Source organism: Aestuariivirga sp., assembly GCF_041738905.1.
Taxonomy (GTDB): Bacteria; Pseudomonadota; Alphaproteobacteria; order Rhizobiales; family Aestuariivirgaceae; genus Aestuariivirga.
Map to the genome: position 1 here is coordinate 17705 of NZ_JBGSOZ010000079.1, position 18687 is coordinate 36391.

General features: G+C 63.9%; 14 protein-coding genes. 7 read left to right on the top strand and 7 right to left on the bottom strand.

Translation table 11 applies throughout. From position 1 onward, the window contains the following. Position 1 precedes the first annotated feature (1 nt). Positions 2-6637, bottom strand: coding sequence for a hypothetical protein (locus tag ACEW8Q_RS06625; protein WP_373503263.1), 6636 nt, complete (start codon positions 6635-6637; stop codon positions 2-4). A gap of 329 nt (positions 6638-6966) precedes the next feature. Between ACEW8Q_RS06625 and ACEW8Q_RS06630 the strand changes: the two genes are divergently transcribed. The 4 genes from ACEW8Q_RS06630 (at position 6967) to ACEW8Q_RS06645 (ending at position 9305) form a co-directional block, all read left to right on the top strand. Then, on the top strand, positions 6967-7344 hold the full coding sequence (locus tag ACEW8Q_RS06630) for an Hpt domain-containing protein (protein WP_373503264.1): 378 nt from the start codon (positions 6967-6969) through the stop codon (positions 7342-7344). Between the two features lie 101 nt (positions 7345-7445). Further along, entirely contained in the window at positions 7446-7766 is a 321-nt protein-coding gene (locus ACEW8Q_RS06635; protein ID WP_373503265.1) for a 2Fe-2S iron-sulfur cluster-binding protein, read from the top strand. Between the two features lie 16 nt (positions 7767-7782). Then, a complete protein-coding gene (locus ACEW8Q_RS06640) occupies positions 7783-8811 on the top strand; it encodes an NAD(P)/FAD-dependent oxidoreductase (RefSeq protein ID WP_373503266.1) in 1029 nt (342 codons plus the stop codon). Positions 8812-8816: 5 nt separating this feature from the next. Next, a complete protein-coding gene (locus ACEW8Q_RS06645; protein ID WP_373503267.1) occupies positions 8817-9305 on the top strand; it encodes a GNAT family N-acetyltransferase in 489 nt (162 codons plus the stop codon). On the opposite strand, the gene ACEW8Q_RS06650 is transcribed toward ACEW8Q_RS06645, so the two are convergent. Continuing rightward, on the bottom strand, positions 9298-11091 hold the full coding sequence (locus ACEW8Q_RS06650) for a cation:proton antiporter (RefSeq protein WP_373503268.1): 1794 nt from the start codon (positions 11089-11091) through the stop codon (positions 9298-9300). The two genes, ACEW8Q_RS06645 and ACEW8Q_RS06650, sit on opposite strands and share 8 nt — an antisense overlap. A 91-nt stretch (positions 11092-11182) precedes the next feature. Further along, positions 11183-12292 carry a calcium:proton antiporter gene (locus ACEW8Q_RS06655; protein ID WP_373503269.1) on the bottom strand — a complete coding sequence of 370 codons (1110 nt, stop codon included), beginning with the start codon at positions 12290-12292 and terminating at the stop codon, positions 11183-11185. A gap of 91 nt (positions 12293-12383) precedes the next feature. Here ACEW8Q_RS06655 and ACEW8Q_RS06660 point away from each other — a divergent pair, with 91 nt between their 5' ends. The 3 genes from ACEW8Q_RS06660 (at position 12384) to ACEW8Q_RS06670 (ending at position 14383) form a co-directional block, all read left to right on the top strand. Further along, the gene (locus tag ACEW8Q_RS06660; protein WP_373503270.1) at positions 12384-13472 is read left to right on the top strand and encodes a P1 family peptidase; all 1089 of its coding nucleotides are present in this window, start codon (positions 12384-12386) and stop codon (positions 13470-13472) included. Then, positions 13472-14107 (top strand): Crp/Fnr family transcriptional regulator, encoded by a 636-nt coding sequence (locus ACEW8Q_RS06665; RefSeq protein WP_373503271.1) that lies wholly within the window; start codon positions 13472-13474, stop codon positions 14105-14107. The genes ACEW8Q_RS06660 and ACEW8Q_RS06665 overlap by 1 nt, the downstream gene beginning before the upstream one ends. A gap of 72 nt (positions 14108-14179) precedes the next feature. Further along, the gene (locus tag ACEW8Q_RS06670) at positions 14180-14383 is read left to right on the top strand and encodes a DUF2892 domain-containing protein (RefSeq protein WP_373503272.1); all 204 of its coding nucleotides are present in this window, start codon (positions 14180-14182) and stop codon (positions 14381-14383) included. On the opposite strand, the gene ACEW8Q_RS06675 is transcribed toward ACEW8Q_RS06670, so the two are convergent. From ACEW8Q_RS06675 to ACEW8Q_RS06690, 4 genes are all read right to left on the bottom strand, one after another. Next, the gene (locus ACEW8Q_RS06675; RefSeq protein WP_373503273.1) at positions 14380-14826 is read right to left on the bottom strand and encodes a DUF6691 family protein; all 447 of its coding nucleotides are present in this window, start codon (positions 14824-14826) and stop codon (positions 14380-14382) included. The two genes, ACEW8Q_RS06670 and ACEW8Q_RS06675, sit on opposite strands and share 4 nt — an antisense overlap. 3 nt (positions 14827-14829) lie before the next feature. Continuing rightward, positions 14830-15261, bottom strand: a complete 432-nt coding sequence (locus ACEW8Q_RS06680) for a YeeE/YedE family protein (protein WP_373503274.1) — start codon at positions 15259-15261, stop codon at positions 14830-14832. 3 nt (positions 15262-15264) lie between these two features. Continuing rightward, entirely contained in the window at positions 15265-17319 is a 2055-nt protein-coding gene (locus ACEW8Q_RS06685) for an FAD-dependent oxidoreductase (protein ID WP_373503275.1), read from the bottom strand. A gap of 92 nt (positions 17320-17411) precedes the next feature. Next, positions 17412-18641, bottom strand: a complete 1230-nt coding sequence (locus ACEW8Q_RS06690; protein WP_373503276.1) for a GNAT family N-acetyltransferase — start codon at positions 18639-18641, stop codon at positions 17412-17414. Between the last annotated feature and the right edge of the window lie 46 nt (positions 18642-18687).

The following is an 18687-nucleotide window of genomic DNA, read 5'->3' on the forward strand; positions in this document are numbered from 1 at the left end:
TTCAGCTCTGGGGTGGAATGCGTCCTGCCGTTTCGGCCAGCATCACATAGATGCGTCCGGATTCCGACGCAAGGCAGGCTTCCACCAGAGCATCGCCATCGGGGGCCGCGTTCATCGTGTCGAGCAGCCGCTCAAACAGCCGTATGAAGCTATCGACACGCGAGCGCATGAGGCGGTCACTTCCGTACCGGTCCGCGATGGTCCGCTCCAGGCGCTTGCCACGGCCCTCGAAGACACGGCGTGTGTAGATGTCGCCCTCACCGCCCGCGTATTTCTTCTCAAGATCGCGGGGCAGGCTGCCGTCCACCGCTTCAACCACGTCGCGGGCCGCAGCGTTCAGCTTCTGGACGAGCGTTTCCATCTCCTTTGACAACTCGGGCAGGGCTTTCGCCGCCTTGGCAGTCCACGGCGCAGGTGCTGGCTCCGCTGCAGGAGCGGATAGGCGTTCCCTGACGGCGAGGCTTTCAACAGCACGTTCGCTCCGCTCGGCGATCTTTCCCAGGGCGCTCATGGTTCCTTGCGAAGCGGAAACCATGGCGCCCTCAGCTTTTCCCGGCGAGGGATCCCTGTAACTTCGCGACAGCGAGACGCCCGGTCCAGAGATGTCGACCGTGCCGGTCTGGCGCTTGACGACATCTGCCAGCGCGTTGAGCGCGTTGATCTGGTCTGCCACCACGCGGCGCATGGCATCTGCGTTGGTGCGGGTTTCTTCCGGCAGATCGAGGATGGCGCGCTTCAGTTCGTTCCGCGCGACATCGATGTCCTTCACCACCTGCTGTGCGGTGATGCGCATGTCTTGCGCGGTCTGCTGGAAATCGGTGGCCGTGGCCGAAAGCATCTCGTTCATGGCCGACATTGCGCGCTCGTGCTGGTCTTTCAGCACGCGGGCCGCCTGGCTGATCTGCCCGCCGGAGGCTGTCTCCAGCTTCTCGATCTCGTGTTCCAGGTTGCGGTTTGCGAGCGTCGCCTGCTCGGCGATGATGCGGCTGATCTCCTTGGCCTTGGACTCCGAGGTCGAGAGCGAGTCCTCGATGAGGTTCATGTAGCTGGTCATTACCGCGTCGATCTCGGTCGCCCGCTTCGATGCGTCGGTGATGAGGCTGTCGAGCGCCTGCTTCCGGTTGGACAGCACACGTTCCATCTCGCCGTTGAACTTGTCGAGCGAACGCTCGACCAGCAGCGTGACGTCGTCCAGTCGTTCCGACACGCGCGAGCTCGTCGTCTCGAGCTTGCCGGTGAGCTGCATCGAGACGGTTTCGATCCGCTCGTCCATCACGCTTGCCGCCGTCGACAATTGGTCGGCAAGGAAGGCGTTTGCCGTCTCGACGTGCTTGGCGAACTTGCGGTTGGCGTCTTCCAGCTTGGTGGCCGTCGTGACCGAGGCCTGTTCGAGATCGCGTGCCGCGCGCTCGACACGGTCGACAAGAAGGCCTGAGTCCTGTTCCAGCCGCCCGGTGATCTGCAGCGTCGTCTGCCCGAGGCCCTGGCTGAAGGCATCGGACGCCTTGCCAAGATCATTGAGGATGTTGCTTGAGGCCGAGTCGAGGATTTCGGCGAACCGTTCGCTGGTGCCCTGCAGCTTTCCGCTGAGGTCGCCGGTGACGCGCTCGAGAAGGTGGGTCGCGACGTCGAAGCGCTGGCCCAGGTCCTTTGCCGTCTGGTCGATGCGGCTCAGCATCGTGCTGCCGGCCTTGTCGAGGCTCGTGGTGGCCTCGAGAGAGGTCCGCTCGAGCCGCTGCGCCATCACCTGGTTCACCTCGCTCACCTGGCGGGTGACCCGCACGGCGGTCTCGGCGAAGCTGTTGGTCATCTCGGAAGCGGTCTGGTCGATCTGCTCCGTCATCATTCTGGTGTTGGCATTGAAGAGGGCGGAGACCTCGGCCGAAGTGCGGCCCAGCTGCTCGGTGAGCGTCTGGGTCTTGGCCGTGAACAGGCCAGTAAGGCTGTTCCAGGTCTGGTCAAGCGTCTCCGAGAGCCGCTCGGAATTGATCAAGAAGAGATCCGACAGGCGGTCCGAGGTCTGTGCAAGCTGGCCCGTGAGCCGGCCGGTGCTGTCGCTGAAGAGGCCCGAAAGCCTTGCCGACGTTTCTTCGAGCCGTCCGTTCAGATTGCCGGTGTTGGTGGTGAACAGGTCGGAGAGCTTCGCCGATGTTTCTTCCATCTGACCGTTCAGGAGTTCGGTGTTGGTGGTGAAGAGGTCGGTCAGCTGCGAGGATGTATCTACCAGGCGCCTGGTCAGGAGTTCCGTCGAGTTTCCGAACAGCGCCGTCAGTTCGGACGTCGCCTGCTCGATCTGCCCGCCGAGGCGGTCCGACGTCTGGTCCATCACCTCGCCCAGCTGCTTCGACGACTGGTCGAGCTGCAGGGTGAGGCGGTCGGTGACCGTCGCCACCTTGGTGACGGCGTCGCCGGTCGAGGTGCCGATGTAGTCGCTGATGCGCTGGGCGGTCTGTTCCAGTTCGCCGCCGACATGCGCCGAGACCTGGTCGAGGCGCGTGTAGACCTTGGACGCGGTCTGCTCCAGCTGACCGGCCATCGAGGCTGTCGTGCCATCGAGCTTGCTGTAGAGCTGCATCGTCGTTTCCTCGAGACGCCTGGTGACGTCGTCGGAGGAAGACTTGAGAACCTCGATCAGGTCCTCACGGGACTTGCCGAGATTGTGGACGAAGTTGTCGGAGACCCCGATCAGCTTCTCGGTGACGAGGCCTCCCGAGGTTTCGATGCGCTCGGCCAGCGCGATGCCGGAGTCGGTCATCTCGCGGTTGACGATCTCGGCAGTTTCCTTGAGGTGGGCAACGATGGTGCCGCTCGTGGTGACGATGAGGTCGTTCACGGAACTCGACACGGACTGCATCTCGCCGGTGATGCCGGCGGAGGTCTGGCTCAGGCGGCCAGCGACAGACGAGGTGACCTCGTCGATCTTGCCGGCAACAGCATTCACCGTCGCGTTCATGTGGCCGTAGAGACGCTCGGCTGCGCCATCGACCTTGGTCTCGAGTTCCTCTGCAGCGCCCGTGACAAGCGTCTGGAAGGTGGCGGTCGCCGCATCGAAGCGGGTGACGGCGGCGCTTGTCGTTGTCTCGATTGCGCCAGTGATCTGGCGGGACGAGGTGTCGAGCTTGCTGACCAGTTCGCCCGCCGTGCCGCCGATCAGAGACTGGAACGTCCTCGTTGCGGTGTCGAGCGAACCGGCCACCGAGGTGACGGTCGCGCTCATGTTGCCATAGAGGCGCTCCGCCGCGCCATCGACCTTGGTCTCCAGTTCTTCCGCTGCACCCGTGACGAGCGCTTGGAATGTGGAGGTTGCGGTGTCGAAACGGCTGATCGCGCTGTCGGCGGTGGTCTCGATCGCGCCCGAGATGTCGCGTGAGGAATTGTCAAGCTTGCTGACCAGTGCGCCCGCCGTGTCGCCGATCAGGGACTGGAATGTCCTCGTGGCATTGTCGATCGAACCGGCAACAGAGGAGACGGTCGACTCCATCTGCCCGTAGAGGCGGACGGCCGCACCGTCGACCTTGGTTTCGAGTTCTTCGGCCGCACCCGTGACGAGCACCTGGAACGCGGAGGTGGCCGTGTCGAAGCGGGTGATGGCCGTCTCGGCTGTGGCTTCGATGGCGCCCGAGATGTCGCGCGAGGTGCTGTCGAGCTTGCTGACCAGTTCGCCCGCCGTGCCGCCGATCAGCGACTGGAAGGTCCTGGTGGCATTGTCGATCGAACCGGCAACGGAGGAGACGGTCGACTCCATCTGCCCGTAGAGGCGGACGGCCGCACCGTCGACCTTGGTCTCCAGTTCCTCCGCCGCCCCGGCGACAAGGGTCTGGAAGGTGGTGGTGGCGGTATCGAAGCGCCCCATGGCGTCGGTGACGCTCGATTCGACGGCCTCGGTAAGCTGACGCGAGTTGGCATCGATCGAGCCCGCCAGCTGGCGCGAGGTGGTGTCGAGACGGCTGGTCAGCTCGCCCGCCGTGCCGCTGATAAGGGTCTGGAACGTCTTGGTCGCGGTGTCGAGCGAGCCGGTGGCGGTGGTGAGCGTCGTCTGCATGTGGCCGAAGAGGCGCTCGGCCGCTCCGTCGATGCGGGTCTCGATCGTCGAGGTCGCGGTGCCCAGCATGTCCTGCAGGCCCGCCGAAGCCGCGGTGATGCGGGTTTCGAGAGTGCCGGCCGAACCGCCGACAATGGTGTCGAAGGAGCGCGTGGCCGCATCGAGCGCGCCCGTCACCTGCGACATCGTGGTGTTCATCTGGCCATGGAGGCGCTCCGCCGCGCCGTCGATCCGGGTTTCGAGCTCGTCGGAGGCGCCGCCGATCATCTGCTGGAACAGGCGGGAGGTCTCGTCGAGGCGGCCTGTCGCGGCACCGATGGCAGTGGTCACCTGCTGCTGGAGCAGGGTGGTCGAGGAGTCCATGCGGCCTTCGACGCCGCTGGTCGCCTGTTCGACCAGGGTCTGGAAGATGTTGGAGGCCTCTTCCAGGCGGTTGGTCGCCGTGTTGACGGCCGCCGTCATGATCGAGTTGAGACTGTCGGTCGAGCCGCCGATGCGGTCTTCCAGACTGTCGGTGGTCTGGCTGATGGCGCTCTGGAACAGACGGGTCGTCTCGGTGAGGCGGCTGTTGGCGGAGCCCAGCGCCTGCTCAAGCTGCGACAGGACTTCGCTCGAACGGCTGTCGAGCTGCGACAGCACGTCGGAGCTCGTGTCGCCCATGAGGCCGCTGAGTTCGGCGGAAGTCCGCTCGAAGCGCGAGAGCGCGGTGGCGACCGCGCCTTCGACATGGGTGATGATGTCGTGCGAGGACCCGTCGAGGCGGCTGGTGATGGTCTCGGTTGCATCCGAGATGGCCATCTGCACGCGCGCCGCAGAGTCGGTTATGCGCTGGGCCGAGTCGAGGTTCTGCTGGTCGATGGCGGCCAGCACCTGGGCCGCTGTCTCGCCCACCTTCGTGGTGGCGTTGGTTGTACGGTCCTCGATCGAGAAGAGGATGCGGTTGGCCGTGTCCTCGACACGCGAGGTGACAAGCCCGGCCTGCTCGTCGAGGCGGGCGAAAACCCCGCCGGCGGAATCGTCGAGCCGCGTGATGATGTCTTCTGCCCGTCCGCCGATTTCGCTGATCAGGCGGCCCGTGGTCTCCTCGATGCGGCCGGAGACGCCCGTGCTCATTGATCTCAGTTCGGTGAGGAGCGAGCCGGCTGTCTGGTCGATGCCGGAGAGGAACTGGGTTCCCGCGGCGTTGAGGCGGCCCGCGACATTGTCGGTAGCTTCATCGATCGTGGCCGAGATGCCCATGGCGGACTGGTCGAGATATGTGACGAGCTCCGAGCGCGACTGGGCCACGCGGTCGATGTATTCGGTGGCGACGCTCTGCAGGCCTTGCGTGACGAGGCTGCGGCTCTGCTCGATCATCTGCGAGGTGTCGAGGCCCGCGCGTTCGAGGCTGGCGGTCACGTCGTCGGCAGCGGTCTTGAGGTGGTAGGTGAGATTGCCGCTGGTGGTCTGGACAACGTCCGCGAGGTCGGTGACCTGCTGCCTGATCTGGTCTGCCGAGGTGACGGATGCGCGCTCGATGGTGCGTGCGATGTCCTGGTTGATGGCGGCAAGCTGGTCGATGGAATTGCGCACCGTCTGCGCCATGCCGGATTCCATGTCCTGCACGGAGCGGCCGAAATCGACGGAATCGGTGTTGAGCGTGGCAGAGGCCTGCGAGAGCTGATCGATCTGTCCCGACAGCTGACGCGAGAAATCGCGAAGCTGCGAAATCATCTGCACCGAGACATCCTGCATGTGCGAGGTCTGGACGCCGATTTCTGCACCGGCCGAATTCGCCCGTTCGGCCATGTCGTCCATGGTGCGGACAAGCCCGCCCGACATGTCGCGGAGGCCGGCCTCGAGACGGCCCAGCGTTTCGTGCGCGGCGACCATGATGCCATCGAGATTCTTGGTGTTCGTCTCCAGCCGGGTCAACAGCGGATTGGTGTCGTTGCTGATGACGAGGGTCGCCTGATGCAGCGCCGAGCGCTGGTTCTCGATGCCGGAGACGAGGCTGCGAATACGCTCCTCGTTGCCGCCGAAGGCGCGTTCGATGGCCGCGATTTCCTTGTGGACGATTTCTTCCAGCACGGAGGCGCGCTGCACGGCATGCTCGACGCCGCCGACCAGAAGATCGACCTCGGAACGAACGGCCTGGGCAATGGTGGTAAGGCCCTCGGTGGCGATATCCTGCGGGCGCACCAGGCGCATGGCGGACTGGAAGAGCGCCTCCGAGACCTGGCGGAGATCGGCCGCGCGCCACAGGAAATAGGCCGTGGCCCAGATGATGCTGATGGGAACCAGCAGCAAGGCAATGGCCTGCAGCGTCCCGGCCAGCACGGTCCCCGAGGCAGCGGCACCAAACGTGTTGGCATGGGCAAAGAACCACCCGCCGGCCCAGAGGGCGGTGAGGATGATGGCAACGGTGCCATAAGGCATGAAGGCCGGGCGGCGGCGGAGCCGTGCCAGCATCATGGCCGTGCCGGGATCGTTCTCGTTCGCGGGGCGGCCCCTGACGGGAGCGGGGTCGACGGACAGGCGGGGCGTGTCACGCCGCTGGGCCTCGGCATCTGCCGGGCGGCGGTCAGGACGGCGCGTCTCGGTGGTATTTGCCATGTTATCTTCCCCGCACTCTCACTCACATTTCAGCAGCAGGACTTAGCCCAGCCGCCGAACCCCGCCCGATGGTACCCGGTCCCGGCTTTTTTATGTCCGGGCACGGATCGGCCTCCCCCAGGCACGGGTCCGCACATTTCACCATAACCCAACTGAGGCCCCCGTTGAACCCGCCATTCCGGACCATCCTCCAGTAATTTAAGTTTTGGTTAAAATTATGGATCGATTTGAAATGACTCGGGAAATATCGCCTTTACCGCAAAGCTTTACCAAACGCTGACAGCCGCCGGTCTAGTCTGCGGCACGGGCGGTGGTCAGGAGCGCATGCAATGATGGGTCAGGCAGAAAAGGTTCCGGCAGGTGCTGCCTGCGACCCCGACATCTTCGACCGGGACCACCTCAACCACTATACGATGAGCATTCCCGGTCTTGACGCGGAGGTTGTGGGGCTGTTTCTGGCGCAGCTGCCGGAAACGATCTCGATGATCGAGTGTGCCCGGTCCGCAGCCGACTGGAAGCTGGCCACTCATACCCTGAAGGGCTCCGCGTCCTCCGTGGGCGCACGCCGGATCAACCAGATTGCCGCATCACTTGAAGAACTCAGGGTTGATGGCGAGGAAAAGGTGAAGGCGCTCCGCATCCAGTTGCTCAAGGCGGCCGCCGCGGAGTTCCGCGAGACGGCGGGACTCCACTTTCGAACCCCCTGAGACACGCGGTCATGGCCAAGGTGCAGAGAGGGGCAGTTGTGTTTCGCCGCCCGATCACCTAGAACGCCGTTCGAAAAAACGAACGGGTTCAGCAGGGTCTCATGGCAAAGATCACATTCATCCAGCATAACGGTACGGAACAGACGGTCGATGGCCTTCCCGGCATGACGGTCATGGAAACGGCGGTCAAGAACATGGTGCCGGGGATCGACGCCGATTGCGGCGGCGCCTGCGCCTGCGCCACGTGCCATGTCTATGTCGAGCCGGAATGGGTCGAGAAGACGGGTGCGCGCAACCCGATGGAAGAAGACATGCTGGACTTCGCCTTCGATGTCCGCGACAACAGCCGCCTGTCATGCCAGATCAAGGTGTCGGACGCGCTCGACGGCTTGCGCGTGAAGGTTCCTGAAAAGCAGTTCTAACCATCCGGAGACTGTCATGTCCGACGTGATCACCACTGACGCGGTCATCATCGGCGCGGGCCCTTGCGGGCTGTTCGCCGTGTTCGAGCTCGGCCTGCTCGACATCCGCTGCCATGTCATCGACATTCTCGACAGGCCGGGCGGGCAATGCGCCGAACTCTATCCGGAAAAGCCGATCTATGACATTCCCGCACTTCCCGTTGTGACCGGCGCGGAACTCACCTCGCGGCTGATGGAGCAGATCAAGCCCTTCAACCCCACGTTCCACTTCAACCACATGGTGACGGGCGTGAAGAAGCTCGGCCAGGCCGAGTTCGAGGTTGAAACCGACGGCGGCACGGTGTTCCGCTCGAAGGTTGTGGTGATCGCCGCGGGTGGCGGGTCGTTCCAGCCCAAGAAACCGCCGATCCCGGGCATCGAGGCCTTCGAGGGCGCGTCAGTCTTCTATTCCGTGAAGAAGATGGAGGCCCTGCGCGGCAAGGACATCCTGATCGTCGGCGGCGGCGATTCCGCCCTCGACTGGACGCTGAACCTGCAACCCCTCGCAAAGAGCCTCACACTGTTGCACCGGCGCGATGATTTCCGCGCGGCACCCGACAGCGTGAAGAAGATGCGGGAACTCGCAGCCGAAGGAAAGATCCAGTTCAAGCTCGGGCAGGTGACAGGCCTCAAGGGGGCCGATGGCGTTCTCTCAGCCGCAACCGTCAAGGGCAATGACGGGCAGAGCTTCGACATCGCCTGCAATGCCATGCTGCCCTTCTTCGGCCTCACCATGAAGCTTGGGCCGGTTGCCGAATGGGGACTTAACCTGCATGAAAATCTTGTGCCCGTCGACACCGAGAAGTTCGAGACCTCGACGCCGGGCATCTTTGCCATCGGCGACATCAATACCTATCCGGGCAAGCTGAAGCTGATCCTGTCGGGCTTCCACGAGGCGGCGCTGATGGCGCAGCAGGTGTTCAGGTACAAGAACCCCGGTGAACGGCTGATGTTCCAGTACACGACGTCGAGTTCGAGCCTGCAGAAGAAGCTGGGCGTCAACTGACGGCCATGACGGCCCTCGTCGATCCGCCGTTCGATCCGCCGCTCATGGCGGAGCTGCTGGCACTGAACAACGCACATGCCGAAGAACTCTCCTACAAGACCCCGGAGGCGTTCGATCAGCTGATCCGTGCCGCTTCACATGTGCGCGCCGAGCCATATGGGCTGGCGCTAATCGTCGCCTTTGACGAAAACTGCGTTTACGACAACCCGAACTTCGCCTGGCTGAAGGCGCGGTTCGCGCGATTCTATTATATCGACCGCGTGGTGGTGGCAGGCGCCGCGCGCGGGCGTGGGCTGGCGCGCGCCATCTATGCCGAACTTGAAGACCGGGCGCGGTACGAAGGGCGCGAGCGGCTGGTTTGCGAGATCAACAGCGTGCCGCCCAATCCGCAATCGGATGCCTTTCACGAGGCGCTCGGCTTCAAGTCCGTGGGATCGCAGGAGTTGGCGGGAACCGGAAAGACTGTGCGCTACTGGGCCAGGGAATTCAGCTGACCGACTTTTCGCGCCGCAAGCGCCGCTTTGCCAATTCCAGCTGTTCCTTGCGATTGGGCCGCCCGAGGAGCTTGCGGAATCCGTCCCGCCGCTCGTGGACGGAGGCGATCGCCAGGCCCATGGGAACACCCGTCTCGACCAGCAGTGCCTCTCCCAGTTGCAGGCTCGACTCGATTGTCTCAGGCACCGCCTCGGTGACGCCTGCCGCGTAGAGCTTCTGGGCGTGGCGCTCATCACGCGCACGGGCGATGATCTTGAGGTCTTCCCTCAGGGCGCGCGCCGCCTTTGCGACATCGTCCACCCGCACCTGGTTGTCCATGGTGATGGCCAGCCCCCTGGCCTCGGCCAGTCCGCAGCGCTTGAGGAACTCGCGGTTTGCCGCATCGCCGTAATAGACGGGCCTGCCGCTTTTGCGTTCGCGCGCGACGAGATCGGCGTCGTTGTCGATGGCGATATAGGCGATCTTGTGCTCGTCGAGCATCGAGCCGACGAGCTGCCCGACGCGGCCGAAGCCCGCCACGATGACGCGCGCCGTGCTGTCGTCCGGCAGCGGCGTTTCGACCGCCGCCGCGGCTGTTTTCTGGCGCATGGACGTTGTGAGCTGTTGTCCTGCTCGCGCGACGAAGGGAATGGCGATCATGGTGAGGGTCACGATCAGCAGCACATTCCGGCTTACGTCATCGGTGATGATGCCATAGCTGAGTGCGCTGGCGATGATGACGAAGCCGAACTCGCCGCAGGGGCCGAGCAGCAGGGCGGTTTCCAGTGCGGCACCCCGGCTGACGCGGAAGGCGCGGGCCAGCGCGGCGATGATCACTCCCTTGAGGACTACGAGACCCAGAGCGGCACTCAGGACGATGACCGGCGAATGCAGCAGGCTGTCGAGATCGAGCCTCAGGCCGACCACGAGGAAGAAGGTGCCGAGCAGCAAGCCCTTGAAGGGTTCGATGATCGCCTCGATGGCGCGGCGGTATTCGGTCTCGGCCAGCATGAGGCCGGCGATGAATGCGCCCAGCGCCATGGAGAGACCGGCCAGGTTGGCGACGACTCCCGTTCCAACTGCAATCAGGAGTGTGGCGGCCATGAAGAGATCGGAACTGTTGGTACCCGCCACCATGCGCAGCAACGGCCTCAGCAAGTAGCGTCCGACGCCGATGATGATGACGATGGCGATCGCGGCCTGGACCAGCGCCAGGCCGATGCTGACGATAAGGCTGCCTTCGGTACGCTGTCCGAGTATGGACACGAGCAGGAGAAGGGGGATGACGGCAAGATCCTGGAGCAGCAGGATAGCGAAGCTCGTGCGGCCGGTTTGCGAGCCCAGCCGCCGCGAGTCGGAAAGCAACTGCACGACAATGGCTGTTGATGACAGCGACAAGGCGGCACCGGCGACGAGCGCGGCACGCGTGTCCATGCCCATCAGGATGGCAGCGCCTGCGATCACGAGGAGGCTGACGGTGACCTGCGAACCGCCAAGGCCGAAGACCAGCCGGCGCATGGTCTTGAGGCGCTCGAAGGAAAGCTCAAGGCCGATCAGGAACAGGAGGAAGACGACACCCAGTTCAGCAATGGCTGAGAGATTATCCGTTTCGGTAATGACGAGATGCTTGAGGATTGGCCAATTGTAGGCGAATTGCCCGAGAACTTCCGGGCCAAGCAGGATGCCAACGACGAGGAAAGCCACGATCGAATTGACGCCGACGCGCAGGAACAGCGGCACGACGAGCCCCGCCACGCCGAGAATGATCAGAAATTCCCTGTAGTGAAATGCCTGTTCGGCGGCCATGCCAATTCCTTCCGCCGCCATCTTCCGGCATGAGGCATGGAAATGAAAGCCGGAACTGCAGCAATCCCGTCATGCCCGGCAGAACGTCAGGTCAAGGCACGGCGGCCACAACGATGAAGATGACGAAGATGCCAAGGTGGACGATGCCCTGCAGCACCGTCGTCCGTCCCGGCAGCAGCGTGATCACGCTCACGAACATGGCGAGGACGAGCAGTACCGTCTTTGCTGGCGAGACGCCCAGCTGGAGCGGCGTGTGAGAAAAGGCCGTGAAGAGCGTGATGACGGGAATGGTCAGGGCGATCGAGGCCAGGGCTGAGCCAAGTGCCAGATTGATGCTGGTCTGGGGGCGGTTGGCAAGCGAGGCGCGGACAGCGGCAATGCTCTCGGGGGCCAGCACCAGTCCGGCAATGATGACGCCGGTGAAGTCATTGGGAAGCTTCGCGGCGATGATGAACTCGTTCAGCTTGGGCGAGAACAGCTTTGCCAGAAGCACGACGCCAGTGAGCGAGACGAGCAGGAGCGCGGTGCTGGACCATGTTCGCGCGTTGGTCGGGACCGCGTGTTCCTCGTTGACGGCGTCTTCGCTGTCATCGGGGGCGGAGAGGAAATAGTCGCGGTGGCGGACTGTCTGGACGAAGAGGAAGGCGATGTAGAGCGCAAGCGAGACCAGCGCCACGGCGGCAAGCTGGGTCTGGTTGTAGGACGGGCCCGACGCCGAGACCGTGTAGTTGGGGAGGATGAGTGCGATTGTGGCGAGCGTGCCGAGCACCGCGAGATAGGAGGACGTGCCCTGCACGCGGAGCTTCTGCTCGAAGTGCTTGCGGCCGCCCATGACGAGGCAGAGGCCGATCAACCCGGTGAGCACGATCATCACGGCGGAATAGACGGTGTCGCGGGCAATCGTCGGGCCGCCGTCGGGGGCTGCGAGCATGAGGGCCACGATGAGCCCGACCTCGATCACCGTGACGGCGGCGGCGAGAATGATCGAGCCAAAGGGCTCCCCCACCCTTGCCGCGACGACCTCGGCATGATGGACCGAGGCGAACACGGCGCCACAGAGAAGAAAGGCGACGGCGGAATAGAAGATGTTGTTGCCCGACGGCGTGATGCCAAGAAAATAGGCTGCCAGAAGAATCACCGTGACGACGGGGAAAACAATGGTCCACCATGGATTTCCCGCTGCGTGACTGGTCGAGGCCAAAGAACTTCTCCTGTGTTGCGCGGCAGTTTAAATGCAATGAGGATGGTTGCCGCAAGGTGTTTCGTCGGCTTTGTGCGGAGAGAGGACAAGTATGATGATGGACAAAAGAAGGGGACGAGTGCTGGGGCTTCCCTTTCCGGGCGTTGCGGGAGCGCACAATGCGATCACTGACGTCGCAGGCGTCGAAGTCGGGACGGTCACGCTGATCTCTGGCGAAGGACCGCTGGTGGTGGGCAAGGGGCCTGTCCGTACCGGCGTCACCGCCATCCTGCCGCGTGGCAAGGCGAATGCCGATGTACCCTGCGCGGCGGGCTACTATGCGCTCAATGGGAATGGCGAGATGACGGGTGTCGTGTGGATCGAGGAGGCGGGCGAGCTGCAGACGCCGATCACCATCACCAACACGCATTCCTGTGGCGTCACGCGCGACGCGACCATCCGCTGGCTTGTCTCGCACGGCGTCGGCACGGGGCAGGACTGGGGATTGCCGGTGGCGGCTGAAACCTATGACGGCGACCTGAACGACATCAACGGTTTCCATGTGACGGCCGAGCATACGATCGCGGCTCTTGATGGCGCTTCCAGTGGACCTGTTGAAATGGGAAGCGTGGGCGGCGGCACCGGCATGCTCACCTATGACTTCAAGGCGGGCAACGGTTCGGCATCCCGCATCGTCGAGATCGGTGGCAGGAGCTACACGGTCGGCGTCTTCGTCCAGTCCAATTTCGGGCGGCGTGAGGATTTCATGGTGCTGGGCGTTCCGGTCGGCCGCCACATCGGGCAGGGCAAGCTCCGCGGCAAGGACCAGGGTTCGGTCATCGCGATTGTCGCCACCGATGCGCCGTTGCTCGCGCACCAGTGCAAGCGGCTGGCGCGGCGCGTGCCCATCGGGCTGGCGCGTACCGGAACTGTGGGCAACAATTCCTCCGGCGACATCTTCCTCGCCTTCTCGACCGCCAACGAAGCGTCCTTCGCGCAGCGGAGTGGCATCGTGAGCATGGAAGCCCTGCCCAATGGCGATCTCGACAAGCTTTTCATGGCGACTGTGGAAGCGACCGAGGAGGCGGTGATCGACGCGATGCTCTGCGCGGAGACGATGACGGGCCGCGACGGCAACACTGCGATTGCGCTGCCGCATGACCAGTTGCTGACGGTCATGCGCCAGTTTGGCCGGTTGTGATGGATACGGAGCGGCTGTTTCCCGGCCTTGATGCCGACGCGCGCGGCCGGATTGCCGCAGGTGCCCGCGGCGTTCACCTGAAGCTGGGCCACAAGGTCTTCGCTGCAGGACAGGCCTGCACCGGGTTCATGGTGGTTACGGCGGGTTCGGTGAAAGTCTCGACGGTGACCGAGAACGGGCGTGAGCTTCTGCTCTACCGCGTGGGACCGCGCGAAACCTGCGTGCTGACCACGGCCTGCCTTCTCTCGGCCTCTGACTACGATGCTGAAGGGGTCACCGAGGCCGACACCGATGCGGTGGTGATCCCGAAGCTGCTGTTCGAGGACCTTCTGGCGAGTTCCGCGGCCTTCCGGCATTTCGTGTTCTCTTCCTATGGCGACCGGCTGCGCGACCTCATTGCGCTGGTCCAGGAGGTATCGCAGCGCCATGTGGACCGCCGGCTGGCGCGGTTTCTTGCCGAGCGGTCAGATAGGCCGATTGCCATGACGCATCAGGACATCGCCACCGAACTGGGCACGGCCCGGGAGGTCGTGAGCCGGCTCCTGAAGCATTTCGAGGCTGAGGGCCTCGTGAAGCTGGAGCGGCGGCAGATCATGGTGGCTGATGCCGGGCGGCTGGCGGTTTTCCCGGGCTGAGTGTGATCAAGTCACAGACGGCAGGATCTCCAGGGCCTAAGTGTAGTTCATCGAAAGCAAGGGAGACTTCACATGACCACCAATGTTGGAAGCATAGATCGCGTTGTCCGGATCGTCATCGGTCTTGCGCTGTTGTGGTACGCGCTCTTCGCCGCGCCCACAGGCTATAACTGGATCGGCTGGATCGGCGTCGTTCCGCTGATCACCGCGCTGGTTGGAAACTGCCCGCTCTATTCCATCCTGGGCGTCAGCACTTGCCCGGTGAAGCGGGCTTAACCCTCCTCGAAAGCGGCTCCTGGCGGTTCGTCCTTTCGGCGCGTGAAAAAGCGTGCCGCAAGGATACCAAGGCCCATGGCAACGACAAAGATCATCGAAGGCCAGTAGCCGAAGACGAGCGAGGCAATGGCGGGGCCCGGGCAGAACCCGGTGAGGCCCCAGCCCGCGCCAAACAGTACCGCGCCGCCGACAAGTCTGGAATCTAGCCCGCTGGCGGTGGGCAGGTGGAAGGACGGGTCGAACATCGGGCGCGACCAGCCGAAGACGATCCGGAAGCCAATGAAGGTGACGATCAGTCCGGCGCCCATGACGAAGATCAGGGTTGGGTCCCATGTGCCGAAGAGGTCCATGAAGTTCTGGACCTTCATCGGGTTGACCATGCCTGAGAGTGTCACGCCCGCGCCGAAGAGCAGGCCTGCGAGAAGGGCCGCGATGCGGTTCATGCCTCAGCCTCCCATCGCATGGCGGACGACGAACACGGTCAGCACCGCGACGGCCATGAAGACCACGGTCGAGACGATGGACCGGACCGACAGCCGCGAGATGCCGCAGATTCCGTGGCCCGAGGTGCAGCCCGCGCCAAGCGCCGTACCGAAGCCGACGAGGAGCCCGCCGAGGGCGGTCGTCAGCGGTGTGCCGGGAAACGTGATGGCTTCCGGATCGATGCCGCCCAACAATGCCACGACAACTGCGCCGCCAAGCGTTCCGGCGAGAAACAGGGCGCGCCAGCTCTGTTCCGCCGTCCAGGTTGTGGTGAAGATGCCGCCGAGAATTCCGGACAATCCGGCAATGCGGCCGATGCCGCCCATGAGGAGAACGGCGCTCAGCCCGATCAAAATGCCGCCCATGGTTCCCGCGAGGGGCGTGAAGTCGGTCATGTCTCAGATGTCCTTCAGAAGCCTCAGCGCATCATAAATCGCTGCATGAATATTGCGAGAGGCGACCGCATCGCCGATGCGGAAAAGTTGGAAGGTCCCTTGCGGGTTGGTGCGGATGGCCTGCGGACGCCCGTCGATGAGGTCGTGGTGGTCGACCTCGCCGCGATTGAGCGATTGCTCCTTCAATTCGAAGTAGAGGTCGGCCAGAGGACTGGTGCCATTCTCGACCACGACCTGATCGACGATGCGGGTGCCGCAGTCGGCCATGGTATAGGGGCTCCACAGCGTGGCCTTGATGCGGTTGCCCTCGCGGGACAGCGCACGGACCCTCGTCATTGTGGTGATCGTCACGCCCTTCTGCGTGAATGACTTCATGTAGGGCACCAGGTTCAGGCCGCCCATCTCGGGCGCGAAGAAGCGCTCGGGGCTGACGATCTCCATCGAGGACCCGGCATCGATGATGAACTCGGCCGCGGTGAGGCCCGAATGCGCGCCATTGTCGTCGAAGAGCATGACGTCGCCCGCGGGCTTCACGTCACCCGACAGGATATCCCAGCTCGATACGGCAAGATCGGCACCGTCTTCGATGGCGAGATTCTGCGCGAGGCCGCCGGTGGCGACGATCACCACATCCGGCTCAAGCACCAGAATGTCGGAGGCGTCCGCGTAGGCGTTGAAGCGCATGTCCACGCCGAGGCGCTCGCACTGGGCCACGCGCCAGTCGACGATGCCGATCAGTTCCTTGCGGCGCTTGATGCGGGTGGCGAGCCTGATCTGGCCCCCGGCTTCCGGTGCGGCTTCGAAGACCGTGACCTTGTGGCCGCGTTCGGCGGCGACGCGCGCCGCCTCGAGGCCCGAGGGTCCGGCGCCGACCACGACGACGTTCCTGACGAACGATGCCTTGCCGATCACATGCGGCATGGTGGCCTCGCGGCCCGTCGCCGGGTTGTGGATGCACAGCGCCTCGTGACCTTCGTAGATGCGGTCGAGGCAATAGGTGGCGCCGACGCAGGGGCGGATGTCCTGCTCGCGGCCTTCCGAAATCTTCTTCACGATATGCGGGTCCGCGATGTGGGCGCGGGTCATGCCCACCATGTCGAGCTTGCCTTCGGCAATCGCGTGACGCGCCGTGGCGACGTCGTTGATGCGCGCCGCGTGGAAGACCGGGAATTTCGTGAGCGCGCGCACCTCGCCTGCGAAATCGAGGGAGGGCGAGGCCTTCATTCCCGAAATCGGAATCACCCCGGAGAGCGGCGCGTCGTGGTCGATGTGGCCCTTGATGATGTTGAGGAAGTCGATGAGGCCTGAATCGCAGAAGCGGCGGCAGATCTCGATCCCTTCCTCGCGGGAGAGACCCTTGTCCCAGTCCTCGTCCGCAGCGATGCGGAGGCCGACCAGCATGTTCTCGCCCACGCGGTCGCGGATGGCCTTCAGCACGCGGAGACCGAAGCGCATGCGGTTGTCGAGCGAGCCGCCGTAGTCATCCGTGCGAGTGGTAGTGGCAGGCGACCAGAAGCCATCCATCAGGTGGCCGTAGCATTCGATCTCGAAGCCATCGAGGCCGGCCGCCTGCATGCGCTCTGCTGCATCGGCGAAGTCATTGATGACGCGGTCGATGTCCCAGTCTTCCATTTCCTTCGGGAAGGCGCGATGGGCGGGTTCGCGGATGCCGGAGGGGGCGATGACCGGAAGCCAGTCCGCCTTGTTCCAAACCGTGCGGCGACCAAGATGCGTCAGCTGGATCATCACCGCGGTGCCATGTTCGTGGCACTCGTCGGTGAGTTTCTTCAGCCACGGCACGATCTCGTCCTTGTAGGCCAGCAGATTGCCGAAGACGGGGGCGGAGTCGCGCGAGACGATGGCCGAGCCCGCCGTCATGGTGAGCGCAATGCCGCCCTTCGCCTTCTCGACATGATAGAGCCGGTAGCGGTCGGTCGGCATGCCGTCTTCCGCATAGTTCGGCTCGTGCGAGGTCGACATGATGCGGTTCTTGAGGGTGAGGTGCTTCAGCGTATAGGGCTGGAGCAGCGGGTCGTTGGAGCGGAGCAGCGTGGTCATGGCCCGTCATGGAATCTGGTGGCGATGACCGCAGCTATAGCAGGTCTGGATTCCGGGTCAGGTGCAAAGTCTCATGCAGCCTGTGCAGGGGCTCAATGTCGGACGATGGGCTTCAGCAGGCGGAGCACGGCTGGCGGCATACGGTAATAGGCATGGCGCAGCACGGGGCGCACTTGTTCGAGATAGCCTGCGCCATAGGCCCAGCCAAGCGCACCGAGCGGCAGGTGGTAGTCGGACGTTGCAACACGGCCCGAGGACCAGGAGTCCTTGTAGGGATCGTTTGGCAGCAACAGGTCGAAGACCTTCATCCCATCGCGGATCGCCTGGCGCTGCGACAGGTCCATGTGGAGGCGGGCAGGCGAAAGGTCGGTGAATGCGTTCACATGCGAGGTGATGAAGGCATGGTGCACGCCGCCGGAGCGGATGCCGATTTCCCACGAGACCGGCCGGCCACCGGCGCTGAGAGATGTCACAACAAGTTCTGCCGACGTGCCGCCGCGCGCCAGTCCCATCAGGAACGTGGCCATGCGCGGGCAGCCGAGGATCCGGTTCTGGCGGCCGCGCTCGTCGATCCATTGCGATTTCTCCGCAATGGCCAGCCCGATTGCCTCGTCGGTGGCCTGGCCGGGCTTCAGCACGGTGAAGCCCACAGGGCCGAAATTGTCTTCCAGCGCCTTGCGGATCTTCTTGCGGCGCTTGCGCTGGGCGGATGAATAGCGCGCGTCATAGGCCGCTTCGTCGGGAAAGGCGGTGAGGTCGAGACAGGGCGCCGCTTCGGCAAATCGCGCATCGCGGAAGTGCTGCGTGAGGAAGGGCGCGGAGGCGGCATCTTCACGGACATGGCGCAGTCTGATCCCGTCGATGCCGCGCCGTGCTGAAATCTCGCGGAGCGCGTCGGCCATCCAGGCTTTCGGGCATTCGCCGCGCGCCACCAGCACATCGCCATATTGCGCGTAGGGATCGGACATCCAGCGGAGCAGCGTCACGGGGCCCGATCTCGCAAGCATCATCGGCCAGGCGAAGACCAGCCGACCATCGGCATGGCCCAGCGCCACGCAGAGCGGATCTTCCCCCAGGCCATCGCCATATACGGTGATCCAGTTCTTCAGCCAGTCAAATCTCTGGAATGCGTTACGGTGCGGGTAGGCATCGGCCTCAAGCTGACGCCACTGGGTTTCGAGGTTGAGGAAGGAACGGGTGTCCCGCAAGATGGACAGATGTCCGGCACGCGGCACGGCAAGACAGGCTGGCGCCTGTGCCGGACGGTCCTCGATTGCCCTGCGCAGGACACTTTCTTCGACGTTGGACTGTGGCTTCGCCATGCACGTTATCCCTAGACGCGCGCACCATCGCAGGCATTCCCTGCCA

Bases quoted from the DNA above. Each gene is read 5' to 3' on its own strand.
- ACEW8Q_RS06650 (WP_373503268.1), bottom strand. From the start codon at position 11,091: ATGGCCGCCGAACAGGCATTTCACTACAGGGAATTTCTGATCATTCTC.
- ACEW8Q_RS06685 (WP_373503275.1), bottom strand. From the start codon at position 17,319: ATGACCACGCTGCTCCGCTCCAACGACCCGCTGCTCCAGCCCTATACG.
- ACEW8Q_RS06645 (WP_373503267.1), top strand. From the start codon at position 8,817: ATGACGGCCCTCGTCGATCCGCCGTTCGATCCGCCGCTCATGGCGGAG.
- ACEW8Q_RS06660 (WP_373503270.1), top strand. From the start codon at position 12,384: ATGATGATGGACAAAAGAAGGGGACGAGTGCTGGGGCTTCCCTTTCCG.
- ACEW8Q_RS06665 (WP_373503271.1), top strand. From the start codon at position 13,472: ATGGATACGGAGCGGCTGTTTCCCGGCCTTGATGCCGACGCGCGCGGC.
- ACEW8Q_RS06640 (WP_373503266.1), top strand. From the start codon at position 7,783: ATGTCCGACGTGATCACCACTGACGCGGTCATCATCGGCGCGGGCCCT.
- ACEW8Q_RS06690 (WP_373503276.1), bottom strand. From the start codon at position 18,641: ATGGCGAAGCCACAGTCCAACGTCGAAGAAAGTGTCCTGCGCAGGGCA.
- ACEW8Q_RS06630 (WP_373503264.1), top strand. From the start codon at position 6,967: ATGATGGGTCAGGCAGAAAAGGTTCCGGCAGGTGCTGCCTGCGACCCC.
- ACEW8Q_RS06680 (WP_373503274.1), bottom strand. From the start codon at position 15,261: ATGACCGACTTCACGCCCCTCGCGGGAACCATGGGCGGCATTTTGATC.
- ACEW8Q_RS06675 (WP_373503273.1), bottom strand. From the start codon at position 14,826: ATGAACCGCATCGCGGCCCTTCTCGCAGGCCTGCTCTTCGGCGCGGGC.
- ACEW8Q_RS06635 (WP_373503265.1), top strand. From the start codon at position 7,446: ATGGCAAAGATCACATTCATCCAGCATAACGGTACGGAACAGACGGTC.
- ACEW8Q_RS06625 (WP_373503263.1), bottom strand. From the start codon at position 6,637: ATGGCAAATACCACCGAGACGCGCCGTCCTGACCGCCGCCCGGCAGAT.
- ACEW8Q_RS06670 (WP_373503272.1), top strand. From the start codon at position 14,180: ATGACCACCAATGTTGGAAGCATAGATCGCGTTGTCCGGATCGTCATC.